The following is a 16,810-nucleotide window of genomic DNA, read 5'->3' as shown; positions in this document are numbered from 1 at the left end:
TGTCCGGTGGCCGCTTCCCGCGTACGGGCCGTACGCGTCCTGATCAGGCGAGCGGGCCCGTGACCGGCTCCACGGCCGAGACCAGCCCGCCCGCCCGCACGAAGGCGTCGGCGGCGGCCAGGTCGGGGGACAGGAAGCGGTCGGGTCCGGGGCCCTCGGCGCCCGCAGCCCGCAGCGCCTCGACGGCGGCGAGCGTGGCGGGCGCCGGGGTCAGCCCCTGCGCGGCGCGCAGCTCGATCGCACGGGTCGCCGCGTACAGCTCGACGGCGACGATCCGGGCGAGGTTGTCGACGGCGGTACGCAGCTTGCGCGCGGCCGACCAGCCCATCGAGACGTGGTCCTCCTGCATCGCGGAGGACGGGATGGAGTCGGCGGAGGCCGGCACGGCGAGCCGCTTCATCTCGCTGACCAGGGCGGCCTGGGTGTACTGGGCGATCATCAGGCCGGAGTCGACGCCCGCGTCGTCGGCGAGGAACGGCGGCAGCCCGTGCGAGCGGTTCTTGTCCAGCAGCCGGTCGGTGCGGCGCTCGGTGATCGAGCCGAGGTCGGCGGCGACGATCGCGAGGAAGTCCAGCACGTAGGCGACGGGCGCCCCGTGGAAGTTGCCGTTGGACTCCACCCGCCCGTCGGGCAGGACGACCGGGTTGTCCACGGAGGAGGCCAGCTCGCGGTCGGCGACGGTCGCGGCGTACGCGAGGGTGTCCCGGCCGGCCCCATTGACCTGCGGCGCGCACCGCACCGAGTAGGCGTCCTGGACGCGCGGCGCGTCGTCCTGGTGATGACCGGTGAGGCCGGACCCGGCGAGCACCCGCAGCATGTTGTCCGCGCTGACGCCCTGGCCGGGGTGCGGGCGGATGGCGTGCAGCTCGGGGGCGAGGACCTTGTCGGTGCCGAGCAGGGCCTCCAGGGAGAGGGCCGCGGTGATGTCGGCCGAGGTGTAGAGGGTCTTCAGGTCGGCCAGGGCCATGACCAGCATGCCGAGCATGCCGTCGGTGCCGTTGAGGAGGGCCAGGCCCTCCTTCTCGCGCAGCTCGACCGGGGTGATGCCGTGCGCGGCGAGGAGTTCACCGGCCGGGCGGACGGTGCCGTCGGGGCCCTCCGCGTCGCCCTCGCCCATCAGGGTCAGCGCACAGTGCGACAGGGGCGCCAGGTCGCCGGAGCAGCCGAGCGAGCCGTACTCGTGGACGACGGGGGTGATGCCCGCGTTCAGGACGTCCGCCATGGTCTGCGCGACCTCGGGGCGTACGCCGGTACGGCCGGAGGCGACCGTCTTCAGCCGCAGGAACATCAGCGCCCTGACGACCTCGCGCTCGACGTGCGGGCCCATTCCGGCGGCATGCGAGCGGACGATGTTGCGCTGGAGCTGCGCGCGGAGCTCCGGGCTGATGTGGCGGCTGGCCAGGGCGCCGAAGCCGGTCGAGACGCCGTAGACCGGCTCGGGCTTGGCGGCGAGCGCGTCCACGATCTCGCGGGCCGCGGCCAGCGCGGCCACCGCTGCGGCGGAGAGCTCGACACGGGCGTTGCCGCGGGCCACGGCGATGACGTCCTCAGCAGTGGTACCGGACGTCCCCACCACGACTGTATGCATATCCATATTCAGCAGCGTACGGATTGAAACCCTTCATGTCACCAGCGGTCGGCGGGTTGACCCCTTACGGCTTCCACGGGCGCCGGTCACAGTTCGGGGCGGTTGCCGCGGAGCCTGCGGCGGTCGTGCGGGGACTTCGGCGGGGAGTCGGCCAGCCGGATGACCTCGCCGTCGCGCCCCGCCACCACCGGGCGCGCCGAGCGGGCCGCCTTCGCCCGGTACTGAGCCGCGTCCGCGAGCCGGAAAAGCCGCCGGGCGGAGACCACCGGGCCGATCGGGTCCCCGGTGGAGGCGATCCCGCAGGCCACCCCGTTGCCGAATTCCAGCCCGGCCGCCCGCTCGCAGAGTTCGGTGGCCACGGCGACCACCTCGTCCGCCCCCGGCCCCACGGCCAGCAGGCAGAACTCGTCCCCGCCGAGCCGGGCGGCCAGCGCGCCGGGCAACATGGCCCCGCACCGGGAGAGCACCGAGCCGAAACGTTCCAGCAGCCGGTCGCCGACCGCGTGGCCATGGGTGTCGTTGACCCACTTCAGCCCGTTCAGGTCGCAGACCACCAGGCTGACCACGGCATCGTCCGCGCGGTGCCGCTCCACCGCCTCGTCCAGCCGCATGTCGACGGCCCGCCGGTTGGCGAGGCCGGTCAGCGGATCGGTGAAGGCGAGCTTGCGCACCTCCTCCAGGCGCTCGGTCTGGGCGAGCCCGGCGGCCACGACGGCGGCCAGCACGGTGGCGAAGTCGGCGTCCGCGCGCCCGAAGACCGGGGCGCCGGCCGGCCGCGCCACATACAGCTCGCCCCAGGCCCGCCCGTGCAGGACGATCGGCGCGACCACGCAGCACCCCCGCCCGCGCCGCCGCAGGGCCGCGACCCGCTGGTGGCAGTAGCCGGGCCCGTACCCGTGCGCGCCGCCGTCCCCCGCCTCCCGCCCGGTCTCCCCGTCCACCGGCCCCTCGGCGGTCTCCACCCAGGCGTCCGGCTCGCCGCCGCCGGCCCACCGCTCGTGCAGGAACTCGGTGATCTCCGGGAACTGATGGACCGGATAGACCTCCTCGTCGGGGAACTCCTCCTCGCCCTCGGCCCGCTCGCCCGCGTTGACCAGGACCTTCAGCCGCCCGCGCCCGCGCTCCCAGACCGAGAGCGCGGCGAAGCTGCCGCCCAGCGCCTCGCACGCCCCCAGGGCGGCCGCTCGCCAGCACCCCCGGGGGGTGTGCGCCGCGGCCATCGTCTGCGCAAGCGAAACCACGGCCCGCAGCCGCACATCGTCACCACCCATTGCGCCAGTTTAGGGCGATATGAGACAAGTGATCACTTAACGACTCCGGAGCGTGATCATTTGGGTCACATATGGATACCCAGGGTTACTCCCCGGGCCAGTTCGCCTTCCGCTTCTCGTTGAACGCGGCCACGCCCTCCGCCCGGTCCCCGGAGAAGGCCACCGACCGCCAGGCGGAGTCCTCGACTTCCAGGCCCGCCCGCAGGTCGAGCCCGTGCCCGAGCCGCAGCGCCCGCTTGGCCGCCCGCAGCCCGACCGGCGAGTTGGCCGCGATGCGCCCGGCCAGCGCGAGCGCCTCGGTCCGGTCCTCGCCCTCCCCCACCAGCTCGTCCACCAGGCCCAGCTCCCGCGCCTCGGCGGCCGGCACCCGGCGGGCGCTGAAGATCAGCTCGGCGGCACGGGCGGCCCCGACCCGGCGCGGCAGCAGCTGGGTGCCGCCGCCGCCCGGGATGACGCCGACGGAGACCTCGGGCAGCCCCACCACGGCGGTCGGGTCGGCCACGATCAGGTCGCAGGACAGGGCCAGCTCGAAGCCCCCGCCGAGCGCGAAGCCGTGCACCGCGGCGACGGTCGGCATCGGCAGCTCCAGCACCCCCGTGTAGGCGGCCCGCGCGGTGGGCCGCTGGCGCACCAGGTCCGCGTCGGTGAAGGAGTTGCGCTCCTTGAGGTCGGCGCCCACGCAGAAGGCCCGCTCGTGGCTGGAGGTGAGGACGGTGACCCGCACGTCACGGTCGGCGGCGAGCGCGTCGCAGGCGGCGCCGATCGAGCGGGCCATGTCGGTGGACACCGCGTTCATGGCCCTGGGCCGGTCGAGTACCAGCTCGGCGACGTGCTCCAGGCCCTCGTGGCCCCGTACGACGACGAACTCCCCGAACCGCTGCTCGGACGTCACGGTCATGGCTGCACCCCTGTCGGTTAACGAGCGTTACCGGAGGGATGATCGCAGAGCCGCCCCGCGAACGGGAGTGCCGGACCGGGCCGAAGGCGTACCGGCCCGAACCGAAAGAGCGCCGGACCGGGCCGAGGGAGCGTCGGACCGGCTCAGGTGGTGCCGCGGCGGGCCAGCAGCCACGGCTCGACCACGCCGAGGCCGCGCACCGGGCGCTGCCACATCGGCTGGAGCCCGAAGCGGTACGCGGGCACGGGGACGGGCTCCCCGTGCGCGCCTTCCTTCTCGGCCCGCTCGGCGGCCGCGGCGGCCTCCTCCGCGGCCCGCGCCTCCGAGACCGGGGCGTCGCCCGTGCGCGTCAGCTCCTTGGCGAACGCCCCGTCCACCAGGACCGCGTCCTTCGGCGCTATCGAGGTCAGCCGGCTGGCGAGGTTCACCGTGGTGCCGAAGACATCGCCCATCCGGGTGGTGACCGTGCCGAAGGCGATGCCGACCCGCAGCGCCGGCATCGTGTCGTCCGCGGCCATCGCCTCTATGAGGCGCAGCGCGATCTCGGCGGCGGTGCCCGCGTCGTCGGCGGCGAACAGGACCTCGTCGCCGAGGGTCTTGATGAGCCGGCCCCCGTGCGCGGCGACGAGGTCGGCGCAGGTGGTCTCGAAGGACTCGACGAGTTCGCCGAGCTCCTCCTCCTCCAGACGGCGGGTCAGCCGGGTGAAGCCGACGAGGTCCGCGAAGCCGACGGCCAGGCGCCGGTCGACCATCTCCTCGTCGTCGGCCGCCTGCACGACCCGGCCGGTGGCGGCGGCGAGCTGGCGCCGCCACACGTACACCAGGAATTCCTCCAGCTCCGGCAGGAGCAGCTCGACCAGCGGGTAGGTGACCTCGGTACGGGTCATGCCCGGCTCGGGCGGCTCGGTGAGACCCTCCAGGAACGAGTCGATCTGCCATTCCGCCAGCCGGGCGGTGGTCTGCCCGGTCGACCGGGCCACCTGGATCGCCATCGGCTCGCTGAGCAGCCCGGCCTCGACCAGACCGGACAGCCGCCGCAGCGCCAGCACGTCGGCCTCGGTGAGCGCCTTGGCCTGGCCGATGTCGGCGAAGCCCATGGCCCGCCAGAAGCGGGAGGCCAGGTCCATGGAGACGCCGGCGGTGCGGGCCGCCTGGAACGGCGTGTAGCGCCGGTCGGCGCCCAGGATCAGCTGTTCCAGCCGGATCGCGAGGGGGTCGTCGGTCGGCTCCGCCGTGTGGTCGACTTCGTGGTGCGGTGTGGCGTGGACCGAGGGGTCCGACGGAGGCTGCGTGCCATCGCCGGAGGTCGTGTCGTCGACGGTCACCAGCCGCCTCCTGCCCGTTCCCTGCGCACTGCCCTGCCGATCTGTCCGTCGGTGGATCACCTCAACGATACGGCAGGTGTGCCCTACCTCACGTCCTCAGGGCGAGGCCGCCCGGACCGGGACCGCTCAGGTCAGGCCGCCCCCGGCCCCTCGCAGGTGCACGATGTCCCCCGCCGAGACCGGTTCGCGCAGCCCGTCGCCGGTGGACAGGACCAGCCGCCCGTCCCCGTCGACGGCCACCGCCTCCCCGGTGAGCGTGCGGTCGCCGGGGAGCTGGGCCCGTACGGTGCGGCCGAGGGTCGCGCAGCCGGCCGCGTACGCCTCCTGGAGACCGCTCGCCGCCGCGTCGCCGTCCGCGTCGCGCCACAGCCCGTACCAGTGCTCCAGGGAGCGCAGGACGCCCCGCAGCAGCGTCTCGCGGTCGGTGGAGACGGCTCCGGCCAGGCCGAGCGAGGCCGCGGTGGGGGCGGGAAGTTCGTCGGCGCGCAGGGACACGTTGAGGCCGATGCCGATGACGACGCCGTCCCCGGCACGCTCGGCGAGGATGCCGCCGGTCTTGCGCTCCTGGCCACCGACTGTGACCAGCAGGTCGTTGGGCCACTTCAGGGCCATGTCCACACCCGCGCTGCGCGCCAGGCCGGTCGCCGCCGCGACCCCGGTGAGCAGCGGAAGCCAGCCCCACCGCTCGGCGGGGACGGTGCCGGGGGCCAGGTAGACCGAGAAGAACAGGCCGGAGCGGGCCGGGGCCGTCCAGGCGCGTTCCAGGCGCCCGCGTCCGGCGGTCTGCTCCTCGGCGACGAGGACGGTGCCCTCGGTGAGGGAGGCCGCCCGCGCGGCGAGGTCGGTGTTGGTGGAGCCCGTGCTCTGCACCACGTCCAGGGCGGTCCACAGCCCGCCGGGCCGCAGCAGGCCGCGGCGCAGCGCGGGGACGTTCAGGGGCGGCCGGTCGAGGTCCGACCAACGGCTCTGTGGCGCATCCGAAGGTGTCATGCAACCCACCCTAGGTGTGTCAAACGACGCACTGCCGAACCGTATCCGCGCCGATACGCTACGGCTCAGTAGCCGACCAGCAGCAGAGTCGTCCCCGTGACCAGGCAGGGAGCCGCCACCCGATGTCCGAGCCGGAAGAGATCGACATCCACACCACCGCGGGCAAGCTCGCGGACCTGCAGCGCCGCATCGGCGAGGCGACCCACGCGGGGTCCGCGCGCGCGGTGGAAAAGCAGCACGCGAAGGGCAAGCTGACCGCACGCGAGCGCGTGGATCTGCTGCTCGACGAGGGTTCCTTCGTGGAGCTGGACGAATTCGCCCGGCACCGCTCGACGAACTTCGGCATCGAGAAGAACCGGCCGTACGGGGACGGTGTCGTCACCGGCTACGGCACGGTCGACGGCCGCCCCGTGTGCGTGTATTCGCAGGACTTCACCATCTTCGGCGGCTCGCTGGGCGAGGTCTACGGTGAGAAGATCGTCAAGGTGATGGACTTCGCGCTGAAGACCGGCTGTCCGGTCATCGGCATCAACGACGGCGGCGGCGCCCGAATCCAGGAGGGCGTGGCGGCGCTGGGTCTCTTCGCGGAGATCTTCCGGCGCAATGTGCACGCCTCGGGTGTGATTCCGCAGATCTCGCTGATCGTCGGCCCGTGCGCGGGCGGCGCGGTGTACTCCCCCGCGATCACCGACTTCACGGTGATGGTCGACCAGACCTCGCACATGTTCATCACGGGCCCCGACGTCATCAAGACGGTGACCGGTGAGGACGTCGCCTTCGAGGAGCTGGGCGGCGCCCGTACGCACAACACCACCTCCGGCGTCGCGCACCACATGGCGGGCGACGAGAAGGACGCCATCGAGTACGTCAAGTCGCTGCTGTCCTACCTCCCGTCGAACAACCTCTCGGAGGCCCCGGCCTTCCCGGAGGAGGCGGACCTGGCCACCACCGACGAGGACCGCGAGCTCGACGCGCTCATCCCGGACTCGGCGAACCAGCCGTACGACATGCACACCGCGATCGAGCACGTGCTGGACGACGGCGAATTCCTGGAGACCCAGGCCCTGTTCGCGCCGAACATCATCACCGGCTTCGGCCGGGTCGAGGGCTACCCCGTCGGCGTCGTCGCCAACCAGCCGATGCAGTTCGCCGGCTGTCTGGACATCAACGCGAGCGAGAAGGCGGCCCGCTTCGTCCGCACCTGCGACGCGTTCAACGTGCCGGTGCTGACGTTCGTGGACGTACCGGGCTTCCTGCCGGGCGTCGACCAGGAGTACGGCGGCATCATCCGGCGCGGCGCCAAGCTGATCTACGCGTACGCGGAGGCGACCGTCCCGCTGATCACGGTGATCACCCGCAAGGCGTTCGGCGGCGCGTACGACGTCATGGGCTCCAAGCACCTGGGCGCCGACATCAACCTCGCCTGGCCGACCGCCCAGATCGCCGTCATGGGCGCCCAGGGCGCGGTCAACATCCTGCACCGCCGCACGATCGCCGCCGTCACGGACGCCGACGCGAGGGAGGCGACCCGGGCCGGGCTGATCACGGACTACGAGGACGCGCTCCTCAACCCGTACGTGGCGGCCGAGCGCGGGTACGTGGACGCGGTGATCATGCCGTCCGACACCCGGGCCCACGTGGTGAAGGGGCTGCGCCAGCTCCGCACCAAGCGCGAGTCCCTCCCGCCCAAGAAGCACGGCAACATCCCCCTCTAGAAAGGGTCCTGGCCATGATCAAGGTCGTACGGGGCAACCCGACCCCGGAGGAGCTGGCCGCCGCCCTGGCGGTGGTTCAGGCCCGTGCCGCGGCGGTGTCCGCCGTGTCGTCCGGCACCCCGGAGCCGCCCGCGGGATGGTCCCACCCGAGCCGCCTGGCCCGGCGCGGCCGCCACCTGCCGGGCCCGCGCGCCTGGGCCCGGACCTACTGGCCCGCGTAACCGCTGGTGACGTGTGGGGCGGCGGTTGAGTACCCGTACTCAGGCGCCGCCCGAGGGCCGCCCGGGAGGATCAGGTCATGCTCTGGTCCGACCCCGAGAACAAGCCCCCCAAAGAACTGCGCGACGCGGAGAACATGATGCGCCGCGCGGGCCTGGTCCTGGCCCTGGCGATGGTCGTGGCGATGTTCGTCCTGGGCACGCGCTGAAGGACTCAAGCCCCGCAGGCGACCGGCGAGCGGGGGCCCGGGGGCGGAGCCCCCGCAACGAACCCGCACGCCCCCGCCTCCGTACGATGGCGGCCATGACCGCCCAGCGCCTCGTACTCGCCTCTGCCTCCCCCGCCCGCCTCGGCCTCCTGCGCCAGGCCGGCTTCGCACCGGAGGTGATCGTCAGCGGCGTCGACGAGGACGCCCTGAGCGCCCCCACCCCCGCCGAACTCGCCCTCGTGCTCGCCGAGGCCAAGGCGGCGGTCGTGGCGGCGCTCCCGGAGGCCGCCGGCGCTCTGGTGATCGGCTGCGACTCGGTGCTCGAACTCGACGGCGAGGCGCTCGGCAAGCCGGCCGACGCCGAGGAGGCCACCGCCCGCTGGAAGTCGATGCGCGGCCGGGCCGGGGTGCTGCGGACCGGGCACAGCCTGACGGACACCGCGACCGGCCGGACGGTGTCGCGGACGGCGTCGACCACGGTCCGCTTCGGTGAGCCGTCGGACGCCGAGATCGCCGCCTACGTGGCCTCGGGCGAACCGCTGTACGTGGCGGGGGCGTTCACCCTCGACGGGCGCTCGGCGCCGTTCGTCGACTCCATCGAGGGCGACCCGGGCAACGTCATCGGGCTTTCGCTGCCGCTGCTGCGGCGGCTGCTGGGCGAGCTGGGAATCTCGGTCACCGACCTCTGGGCCTGAGGCCCGGCGGCTCCGCTCAGGCGGGGGCGGGCGCGGCCGGTTTCTCGGGCTCCGGCCCGGTTCCGGCCTTCCGCCCGGCGTCCGGCGCGGCGCCCTCGGGGCCGTACGCCACCAGCGCCAGCACGATCAGGCCGAGCACCACCATCATCCAGGCGAACGCCGCCCAGCCGACGAGCCCGACGGTCAGCGCCCCGAGCACCCCGTGGACGACCGCGCAGCAGATGAGCACGGTGCGCGCGACGCGGCCGGGGGCCCGGTCGCGGGCGCCCGCGAGGACGAGGAGCGCGGCGCACAGGAGCAGGAAGAGACCGGACACGCCGCCGAGCACCCAGGTGCCCTTGGACATGGCGCCGGGGTCCGTACCCGCCAGGGACATGTCCTGGTTCTTGACGACCGTGCCGAGGACCACGTTGATGATCACGATCCCGACGGCTTCCACGGCCAGCACGAGCGCGGCTATGAAAGCCACCAGCCTGCGCGCCACGACGCTCACCCCCTGTTACCTGCAGTACGTGCGATAGCGCGGACCTTACTAACGAGTAATGGCCACGACAAGAGCCGGGGAGAACCCCGGCGGACCCCTATCCGTCCGGGCTTTCGTGCGTCGGGCAAAGAATTACCCACCCCTTAGTGGGAACTCCACAAAGAATCACGGCCAGTCGCTGCCCGTGCCGATAGAGACCTGGGCCACACCTGATCGCTACTGTGCGGTTTCAGAACCCGGCGTACCGTGGTGTCACAAGGGATTTCGCGACTTGAGCATGGCTCGAATCACACTCCGTGTGGGCAAGCTCACCATTGGGGACGGGTCGTAGGACCGTGTCGGTTGTCCCTAAACTCAGCTTGTTTCAAGGAGGGAGCCATCGTGCGCAAGGTGCTCATCGCCAACCGTGGCGAAATTGCTGTCCGTGTTGCTCGGGCCTGCCGGGACGCGGGAATCGGGAGCGTGGCCGTCTACGCAGACCCGGACCGCGACGCTCTGCACGTGCGTGCGGCCGACGAGGCATTCGCTCTGGGCGGTGACACCCCGGCGGCCAGCTATCTGGACATCGCCAAGGTGCTCCAGGCTGCCAAGGACGCCGGGGCGGACGCGATCCACCCGGGTTACGGCTTCCTCTCGGAGAACGCCGAGTTCGCCCAGGCCGTGCTGGACGCCGGTCTGACGTGGATCGGCCCGCCGCCGCAGGCGATCCGGGACCTCGGTGACAAGGTCGCCGCCCGCCACATCGCGCAGCGCGCGGGTGCCCCGCTCGTCGCGGGCACCCCGGACCCGGTCGAGGGTTCCGCCGAGGTCGTCGCCTTCGCCGAGGAGCACGGGCTGCCGATCGCGATCAAGGCCGCCTTCGGTGGTGGCGGTCGCGGTCTGAAGGTCGCGCGCACCCTGGAGGAGATCCCGGAGCTGTACGACTCCGCGGTCCGTGAGGCCGTCGCCGCGTTCGGGCGCGGGGAGTGCTTCGTGGAGCGCTACCTCGACAAGCCGCGCCACGTGGAGACCCAGTGCCTGGCCGACACCCACGGCAACGTGGTCGTCGTCTCGACGCGTGACTGCTCGCTCCAGCGCCGCCACCAGAAGCTCGTGGAGGAGGCCCCGGCCCCCTTCCTGTCCGACGAGCAGAACGCCCAGCTGTACGCGGCGTCGAAGGCGATCCTGAAGGAGGCCGGCTATGTCGGCGCCGGCACGGTCGAGTTCCTCGTGGGCATGGACGGCACGATCTCCTTCCTGGAGGTCAACACCCGCCTCCAGGTGGAGCACCCGGTGACCGAGGAGGTCTCCGGCATCGACCTGGTCCGCGAGATGTTCCGCATCGCCGACGGCGAGGAGCTGGGTTACGACGACCCCGCCGGCCGCGGTCACTCGATCGAGTTCCGGATCAACGGCGAGGACCCGGGCCGCGGCTTCCTGCCGGCCCCGGGCACCGTCACCCGCTTCGACCCGCCGACCGGCCCCGGTGTCCGGCTCGACGCGGGCGTCGAGTCCGGCTCGGTCATCGGCCCCGCCTGGGACTCGCTGCTGGCGAAGCTCATCGTGACCGGTGCGACGCGTGAGCAGGCGCTCCAGCGCGCGGCCCGCGCACTGGCCGAGTTCCACGTCGAGGGCATGGCCACCGCCATCCCGTTCCACCGCGCGGTCGTGACGGACCCGGCGTTCACCGCCGACCCGTTCCGCGTCCACACCCGCTGGATCGAGACGGAGTTCGTCAACGAGATCAAGCCGTTCGCCGCTCCCGCCGAGGCGGACGCGGACGACGAGTCCGGCCGCGAGACGGTCGTCGTCGAGGTCGGCGGCAAGCGCCTGGAGGTCTCGCTGCCCTCCTCGCTCGGCATGAGCCTGGCCCGTACCGGCCTCGCGGCGGGCGCCAAGCCCAAGCGCCGCGCGGCGAAGAAGTCCGGTTCCGCCGTCTCCGGCGACACCCTCGCCTCCCCGATGCAGGGCACGATCGTGAAAATCGCCGTGGAGGAGGGCCAGGAGGTCAAGGAGGGCGACCTGATCGTCGTCCTGGAGGCCATGAAGATGGAGCAGCCGCTGAACGCGCACCGCTCCGGCACGGTCAAGGGCCTGTCCGCCGAGGTCGGCAGCTCGATCTCGTCGGGCGCGGCCATCTGCGAGATCAAGGACTGACGCCGGGGCCCGTCCCCGCACCCCACCGCCGCCCCGGTCATGTCATTGGACGTGACCGGGGCGCCGGCCATTCGGGACCCGGGTACGGGCCGTACCGCCGGCCGCGCGATGGCATCCTGGGAACCGGGAGACAGGGAGGACCGCACCATGGCGATGAGCACGGCAGGGACGCCGGCCCGGCCCATGCGTGCTGACGCGCGCCGCAATTACGGCCGACTGCTGGCCGAGGCCCGTAGCGCCTTCGCGGAACACGGCACCGACGCGTCCCTGGAGGACGTGGCGCGGCGTGCGGGCGTGGGCATCGGCACGCTGTACCGCCACTTCCCGACCCGGCACGCGCTGATGAGCGCCGTCTTCGAGGAGGCGGTGACGTCCCTCATCACCCGCTCCCGCGACCTGGCCGAAGCGGAGCGGCCGTGTGCCGCGCTGGTGGAGTGGCTGGGTGCGATCGTCACTCATGCGGGTGAGTATCGCGGCCTGGCGCAGGCGCTCATGTCCACCTGCCGCGACGAGAGTTCGGCCCTGGCCCGGTGCAATACGCCGCTGCGCGAGGCGGGTTCGGCGCTGCTGACCCGCGCGCAGGAGAGCGGCTCGGTCCGGGCGGATGTATCCATGGACGACCTGATGCAACTGACCAACGCCATCGCCCTGGCCGCCGAACAGTCCCCGGACGACCCGGAACTGGCGGACCGACTCCTGACCTTGACCCTACGAGGCGTGCGATCAACCCCTTCCGGCAAGGGCCGACACCCCATCTCAAGCCCCGCCGACGACCATTCAAGCCCCGCCGAGGACCGCTCAAGCCCCTCCGGCGATTGAGGAGCGGGGGTCCGGGGGCAGCGCCCCCCGCAACGAACCCGAGCCCGCGCCCTACCGCCGCCGAAGATCCGCCACCCGAGCCCGCTCGCGCTCCCGCTCCCGATCCCCACTCCCCGGCTCCACCGGCACCCCCCGCAACGCCTGCCCATGCGTACGCCGCTGCCCGGGCAACGGCATCTCGCGCCGCGCCCCCCGCCCCGCCCCCGAAGCGCCGTCACCGGACACCGAGGCGGCCCCGGACGCGGCGGCAGCCGCCCCCGCCCCCGCGACAGCGATCTGCACGCCCTGGTCGGCCAGCGCCTGCAACTCCGACGCCGCCCGGTCGTCGTGCGCGGCGGGCTCGTCCGTCACCAGATGGGTGATGAGATCCGTCGGCACGGTCTGGAACATCGTGTCGGAGCCGAGCTTGGTGTGGTCCGCGAGGACCACCACCTCCGCCGCGGCCTGCACCAGCGCCCGGTCCACGCTCGCGGAGAGCATGTTGGACGTGGACAGCCCGCGCTCGGCGGTGAGCCCGCTCCCGGACAGGAACGCGCGGGAGACCCGCAGCCCTTGGAGCGACTGCTCGGCGCCACTGCCCACCAGGGCGTAGTTGGAGCCGCGCAGGGTGCCGCCGGTCATCACGACTTCCACCCGGTTGGCATGGGCCAGCGCCTGGGCGACGAGCAGTGAGTTGGTGACGACGGTCAGGCCGGGAACGCGCGCGAGCCGGCGGGCCAGCTCCTGCGTGGTCGTACCGGCACCGACCACAATGGCCTCGCCCTCTTCGACGAGGCCGGCGGCCAGGTCGGCGATGGCCGTTTTCTCCGCGGTGGCGAGGTGGGATTTCTGCGGAAAGCCGGACTCCCGCGTAAAACCGCCCGGCAAGACCGCACCGCCGTGCCGGCGGTCGAGGAGTCCTTCTGCCTCCAGCGCCCGCACGTCCCGCCGTACGGTCACTTCGGAGGTCTGGACGACGCGGGCGAGCTCACGGAGCGATACCGCCCCGTTGGCGCGCACCATTTCGAGGATCAACTGACGACGTTCTGCAGCGAACACGAAACTGACAGTAACGTGACCGCCCGAGTGTTTTCAGCAGTTTGCGCCGAATGGAAGAAGTTGGACATCCAGGCGGCCACCAAGTGGTATAGGCGGCCGCCTTGTTGTCCTCTCCTGATCGGGCGGCGGTCGCGCGGCCGCCCGACTCGGCGGTTACGCCTCGCCCGTGCGCTTACGGCTGTGCAACTGTCGGGCCACTTCGGCGATCGAACCCGACAGGGACGGGTACACGGTGAAGGCGTTTGCGATCTGCTCGACCGTCAGATTGTTGTCGACCGCGATCGAGATGGGGTGGATCAGCTCGCTCGCACGGGGGGCGACGACGCAGCCGCCGACCACGATGCCGGTACCGGGCCGGCAGAAGATCTTGACGAAGCCGTCCCGGATGCCCTGCATCTTGGCGCGCGGGTTGCGCAGCAGCGGCAGCTTGACGGCCAGGGCCTCGATCTTGCCCGCGTCCACGTCCGCCTGGCTGTAGCCGACGGTGGCGATCTCCGGGTCGGTGAAGACGTTCGATGAGACCGTCTTCAGGTTCAGCGGGGCCACCGCGTCGCCCAGGAAGTGGTACATCGCGATCCGGCCCTGCATGGCGGCGACGGAGGCGAGCGCGAAGATGCCGGTGACGTCACCGGCCGCGTAGACCCCGGGCGCGCTGGTGCGGGAGACCTTGTCGGTCCAGATGTGGCCGGACTCCTTGAGCCGGACGCCCGCCTCCTCCAGCCCCATGCCGGCGGTGTTGGGGATGGCGCCGACCGCCATCAGGCAGTGCGAGCCGGAGATGACCCGGCCGTCGGCGAGGGTCACCTCGACCCGGTCGCCGACGCGCTTGGCGGACTGGGCGCGGGAGCGGGCCATGACGTTCATGCCGCGGCGCCGAAAGACGTCCTCCAGGACGGCGGCGGCGTCGGGGTCCTCGCCGGGCAGGACCCGGTCGCGGGAGGAGACGAGGGTGACGCGTGAGCCGAGCGCCTGGTAGGCGCCGGCGAACTCGGCGCCCGTGACACCCGAGCCGACGACGATGAGCTCCTGCGGCAGCTCGTCGAGGTCGTAGACCTGCGTCCAGTTCAGGATGCGCTCGCCGTCGGGGAGGGCGTCGGGGATCTCCCGGGGGTGGCCGCCGGTCGCGATCAGCACGGCGTCAGCGGTGAGCGTCTCCTCCGTACCGTCGGCCGCCGCGACGACGACCTGGCGGGAGCCGTCGGCGGCCTGGAGGCCCTCCAGCCGGCCGCGCCCGCGCATCACGCGTGCGCCGGCCCGGGTGACGGATGCGGTGATGTCGTGGGACTGGGCGAGCGCCAGGCGCTTCACACGGCGGTTGACCTTCCCCAGATCGACACCGACCACACGCGCGGCCCGCTCCATGTGGGGCGTGTCGTCCGCGACGATGATGCCCAGCTCCTCGTACGAGGAGTCGAAGGTGGTCATCACCTCCGCCGTCGCGATCAGGGTCTTCGATGGCACGCAGTCGGTGAGGACGGACGCGCCGCCGAGGCCGTCACAGTCGACGACGGTCACCTCCGCGCCGAGCTGGGCGCCCACCAATGCCGCCTCGTACCCGCCGGGTCCGCCGCCGATGATCACGATCCGGGTCACGAAAAGTCCGCCTCGCGTTTCTCGTCCCGCGGCCGTCTGCTGCCCCGGCCGGGGGTCCGGGGGATCGCCCCGGGGGAATGCAGTACGTACTTCATTGTCCCGCACGCGCCAAGGTGCTTCGCCCCGGGGCCCTCCATACGTGCGCCGGGGCGCACGGCGCACGGCGGGACCGGGGGATCCGCCCCTTCGGGCAGCTCCCCTGATTCCCCTTCTCCCGGGGGGCCTTCCTCACAGGAACCGCCGCTCCCGGCGCCACCTCCCGTACCCTCGGTTCCATGTCGCTCTACGCCGCGTACGCCGGCAACCTCGACGCGCGGCTGATGACGCGCCGCGCCCCGCACTCACCGCTGCGCGGCACCGGCTGGCTCAACGGCTGGCGGCTGACCTTCGGCGGGGAGCAGATGGGCTGGGAGGGCGCGCTGGCCACCGTGGTGGAGGCGCCGCGCTCACAGGTGTTCGTGGCCCTGTACGACCTGGCGCCCATGGACGAGGACTCCATGGACCGCTGGGAGGGCGTCGGGCTGGACATCTACCGCCGCATGCGGATCCGGGTGCACACCCTGGACGGCGAGGAGCCGGCCTGGATCTATGTGCTGAACGGCTACGAGGGCGGGCTGCCGTCCGCCCGCTACCTGGGCGAGATCGCCGACGCGGCCGATTCCGCGGGCGCGCCGCACGATTATGTGATGGAACTCCGCAAACGCCCCTGCTGACCCCGGGGGCGGCCCGGGGCGTCGCGGAAGCGGCCCTGACCTGCCCTTTCGCGAGCGGCGGGGCCGTCGGCCGGGGCCCGACTATGGGAACACACGAACGATCGTGGCGAGACTCTGTACGGGATCATCTACGCGCGTAGGGAATCAGCGGTTACGCTCATCCGCGTGAACGCATCACTTATTCCGGACCACATCCAGGGCGACCCGTACGCCGCCGCCGACGACGCCGCCGCCCGCCTGCGCGAGCTGACCGGCGCCGAGACCCACGACGTCGCCCTCGTGATGGGCTCCGGCTGGGCGCCCGCCGGTGCCGCGCTCGGTGTCCCGGAGGCCGAGTTCCCGGTGACCGCGCTCCCCGGCTTCCCCGCGCCCGCCGTCGAGGGCCACGGCGGCACGGTCCGCTCGCACGTGATCGGTGACAAGCGCGCCCTGGTGTTCCTGGGCCGTACGCACTTCTACGAGGGCCGCGGCGTCGCCGCCGTGGCGCACGGGGTGCGCACCGCGGTCGCCGCGGGCTGCCGGACCGTGATCCTGACGAACGGCTGCGGCGGTCTGCGCGAGGGGATGCGCCCCGGGCAGCCGGTCCTGATCAGCGACCACATCAACCTGACCGCCGCGTCGCCGATCGTCGGCGCGAACTTCGTCGACCTGACCGACCTGTACTCGCCGCGGCTGCGGGCGCTGTGCAAGGAGGTCGACGCGACGCTCGAAGAGGGCGTGTACGTGCAGTTCCCCGGCCCGCACTACGAGACGCCGGCCGAGATCGGCATGGTACGCGTCATGGGCGGCGACCTCGTCGGCATGTCCACGGTCCTCGAAGCGATCGCGGCCCGCGAGGCGGGCGCGGAGGTCCTCGGCCTCTCCCTGGTGACAAACCTGGCGGCGGGGCTCAGCGGCGAGCCGCTGAACCACGAGGAGGTCCTTCAGGCGGGCCGCGACTCGGCGACCCGGATGGGGTCCCTGCTGGCCCGGGTACTGGACCGAATCTGAGGGACCACTGTGGGGGCGCTGCCCCCACACCCCCGGGACGGAGCCCCAGAACCCAGCCCCTCCGGCGCTTGAGGAGCGGGGTCCGGGGCGGAGCCCCGGTTACGGGAAGGGGCGGGTAGGGGAACAGG

16 protein-coding genes are annotated in these 16,810 nt (G+C 72.5%); 8 read left to right on the top strand and 8 right to left on the bottom strand.

Annotation, left to right across the window (positions count from 1 at the left end; genetic code table 11):
* Window positions 1–43: 43 nt before the first annotated feature.
* The 5 genes from hutH to P8A18_RS21875 form a co-directional block, all read right to left on the bottom strand.
* On the bottom strand, window positions 44–1,594 hold the full coding sequence (hutH, locus tag P8A18_RS21895; protein WP_306056865.1) for a histidine ammonia-lyase: 1,551 nt from the start codon (window positions 1,592–1,594) through the stop codon (window positions 44–46).
* Between the two features lie 80 nt (window positions 1,595–1,674).
* A complete protein-coding gene (locus P8A18_RS21890; RefSeq protein ID WP_306056864.1) occupies window positions 1,675–2,859 on the bottom strand; it encodes a GGDEF domain-containing protein in 1,185 nt (394 codons plus the stop codon).
* Window positions 2,860–2,944: 85 nt separating this feature from the next.
* Window positions 2,945–3,757 (bottom strand): enoyl-CoA hydratase/isomerase family protein, encoded by an 813-nt coding sequence (locus P8A18_RS21885; RefSeq protein WP_306056863.1) that lies wholly within the window; start codon window positions 3,755–3,757, stop codon window positions 2,945–2,947.
* Between the two features lie 143 nt (window positions 3,758–3,900).
* Complete coding sequence (locus P8A18_RS21880) at window positions 3,901–5,082, bottom strand: adenylate/guanylate cyclase domain-containing protein (RefSeq protein WP_306056861.1); 1,182 nt, start codon at window positions 5,080–5,082, stop codon at window positions 3,901–3,903.
* Between the two features lie 126 nt (window positions 5,083–5,208).
* Window positions 5,209–6,072: a biotin--[acetyl-CoA-carboxylase] ligase gene (locus P8A18_RS21875; protein ID WP_306056860.1), complete on the bottom strand. Its 864-nt coding sequence runs from the start codon at window positions 6,070–6,072 to the stop codon at window positions 5,209–5,211.
* Window positions 6,073–6,194: 122 nt separating this feature from the next.
* Between P8A18_RS21875 and P8A18_RS21870 the strand changes: the two genes are divergently transcribed.
* The 4 genes from P8A18_RS21870 (at window position 6,195) to P8A18_RS21855 (ending at window position 8,909) form a co-directional block, all read left to right on the top strand.
* A complete protein-coding gene (locus P8A18_RS21870) occupies window positions 6,195–7,787 on the top strand; it encodes an acyl-CoA carboxylase subunit beta (RefSeq protein WP_306056858.1) in 1,593 nt (530 codons plus the stop codon).
* A 14-nt stretch (window positions 7,788–7,801) separates the two neighbouring features.
* Entirely contained in the window at window positions 7,802–8,008 is a 207-nt protein-coding gene (locus P8A18_RS21865; RefSeq protein WP_018519110.1) for an acyl-CoA carboxylase epsilon subunit, read from the top strand.
* Between the two features lie 77 nt (window positions 8,009–8,085).
* Window positions 8,086–8,214 carry a morphogenic membrane protein MmpB gene (gene mmpB / locus P8A18_RS21860; protein ID WP_306056857.1) on the top strand — a complete coding sequence of 43 codons (129 nt, stop codon included), beginning with the start codon at window positions 8,086–8,088 and terminating at the stop codon, window positions 8,212–8,214.
* 86 nt (window positions 8,215–8,300) lie between these two features.
* Window positions 8,301–8,909, top strand: a complete 609-nt coding sequence (locus P8A18_RS21855) for a Maf family protein (protein WP_306056855.1) — start codon at window positions 8,301–8,303, stop codon at window positions 8,907–8,909.
* Window positions 8,910–8,925: 16 nt separating this feature from the next.
* On the opposite strand, the gene P8A18_RS21850 is transcribed toward P8A18_RS21855, so the two are convergent.
* Window positions 8,926–9,402 carry a hypothetical protein gene (locus P8A18_RS21850; protein ID WP_306056853.1) on the bottom strand — a complete coding sequence of 159 codons (477 nt, stop codon included), beginning with the start codon at window positions 9,400–9,402 and terminating at the stop codon, window positions 8,926–8,928.
* Between the two features lie 372 nt (window positions 9,403–9,774).
* Between P8A18_RS21850 and P8A18_RS21845 the strand changes: the two genes are divergently transcribed.
* Window positions 9,775–11,529, top strand: a complete 1,755-nt coding sequence (locus P8A18_RS21845; protein ID WP_306056850.1) for an acetyl/propionyl/methylcrotonyl-CoA carboxylase subunit alpha — start codon at window positions 9,775–9,777, stop codon at window positions 11,527–11,529.
* A 183-nt stretch (window positions 11,530–11,712) separates the two neighbouring features.
* The gene (locus P8A18_RS21840) at window positions 11,713–12,348 is read left to right on the top strand and encodes a TetR/AcrR family transcriptional regulator (protein WP_445978207.1); all 636 of its coding nucleotides are present in this window, start codon (window positions 11,713–11,715) and stop codon (window positions 12,346–12,348) included.
* Between the two features lie 51 nt (window positions 12,349–12,399).
* Here P8A18_RS21840 and P8A18_RS21835 read toward each other — a convergent pair whose 3' ends face one another.
* Window positions 12,400–13,350 carry a DeoR/GlpR family DNA-binding transcription regulator gene (locus P8A18_RS21835; RefSeq protein WP_371933783.1) on the bottom strand — a complete coding sequence of 317 codons (951 nt, stop codon included), beginning with the start codon at window positions 13,348–13,350 and terminating at the stop codon, window positions 12,400–12,402.
* A gap of 189 nt (window positions 13,351–13,539) precedes the next feature.
* On the bottom strand, window positions 13,540–14,979 hold the full coding sequence (locus P8A18_RS21830) for an NAD(P)H-quinone dehydrogenase (protein WP_018550425.1): 1,440 nt from the start codon (window positions 14,977–14,979) through the stop codon (window positions 13,540–13,542).
* Window positions 14,980–15,254: 275 nt separating this feature from the next.
* On the opposite strand from P8A18_RS21830, the gene P8A18_RS21825 reads away from it, so the two are divergent.
* Window positions 15,255–15,692, top strand: a complete 438-nt coding sequence (locus tag P8A18_RS21825) for a gamma-glutamylcyclotransferase family protein (RefSeq protein WP_018519118.1) — start codon at window positions 15,255–15,257, stop codon at window positions 15,690–15,692.
* Window positions 15,693–15,857: 165 nt separating this feature from the next.
* Entirely contained in the window at window positions 15,858–16,682 is an 825-nt protein-coding gene (locus P8A18_RS21820) for a purine-nucleoside phosphorylase (RefSeq protein WP_018550426.1), read from the top strand.
* The last annotated feature ends 128 nt before the right edge of the window (window positions 16,683–16,810 follow it).

Origin of the sequence: Streptomyces sp. Mut1, assembly GCF_030719295.1 — a bacterium.
Taxonomy (GTDB): domain Bacteria; phylum Actinomycetota; class Actinomycetes; order Streptomycetales; family Streptomycetaceae; genus Streptomyces; species Streptomyces castrisilvae.
This window is presented reverse-complemented; position numbering and strand designations above follow the sequence as displayed.

What these genes read in the sequence shown, in the direction of transcription:
- hutH (WP_306056865.1), bottom strand. Translation starts at nt 1,594, where the DNA reads ATGGATATGCATACAGTCGTGGTGGGGACGTCCGGTACCACTGCTGAG.
- P8A18_RS21890 (WP_306056864.1), bottom strand. Translation starts at nt 2,859, where the DNA reads ATGGGTGGTGACGATGTGCGGCTGCGGGCCGTGGTTTCGCTTGCGCAG.
- P8A18_RS21885 (WP_306056863.1), bottom strand. Translation starts at nt 3,757, where the DNA reads ATGACCGTGACGTCCGAGCAGCGGTTCGGGGAGTTCGTCGTCGTACGG.
- P8A18_RS21875 (WP_306056860.1), bottom strand. Translation starts at nt 6,072, where the DNA reads ATGACACCTTCGGATGCGCCACAGAGCCGTTGGTCGGACCTCGACCGG.
- P8A18_RS21870 (WP_306056858.1), top strand. Translation starts at nt 6,195, where the DNA reads ATGTCCGAGCCGGAAGAGATCGACATCCACACCACCGCGGGCAAGCTC.
- P8A18_RS21865 (WP_018519110.1), top strand. Translation starts at nt 7,802, where the DNA reads ATGATCAAGGTCGTACGGGGCAACCCGACCCCGGAGGAGCTGGCCGCC.
- mmpB (WP_306056857.1), top strand. Translation starts at nt 8,086, where the DNA reads ATGCTCTGGTCCGACCCCGAGAACAAGCCCCCCAAAGAACTGCGCGAC.
- P8A18_RS21855 (WP_306056855.1), top strand. Translation starts at nt 8,301, where the DNA reads ATGGCGGCCATGACCGCCCAGCGCCTCGTACTCGCCTCTGCCTCCCCC.
- P8A18_RS21840 (WP_445978207.1), top strand. Translation starts at nt 11,713, where the DNA reads ATGCGTGCTGACGCGCGCCGCAATTACGGCCGACTGCTGGCCGAGGCC.
- P8A18_RS21835 (WP_371933783.1), bottom strand. Translation starts at nt 13,350, where the DNA reads ATGGTGCGCGCCAACGGGGCGGTATCGCTCCGTGAGCTCGCCCGCGTC.
- P8A18_RS21825 (WP_018519118.1), top strand. Translation starts at nt 15,255, where the DNA reads ATGTCGCTCTACGCCGCGTACGCCGGCAACCTCGACGCGCGGCTGATG.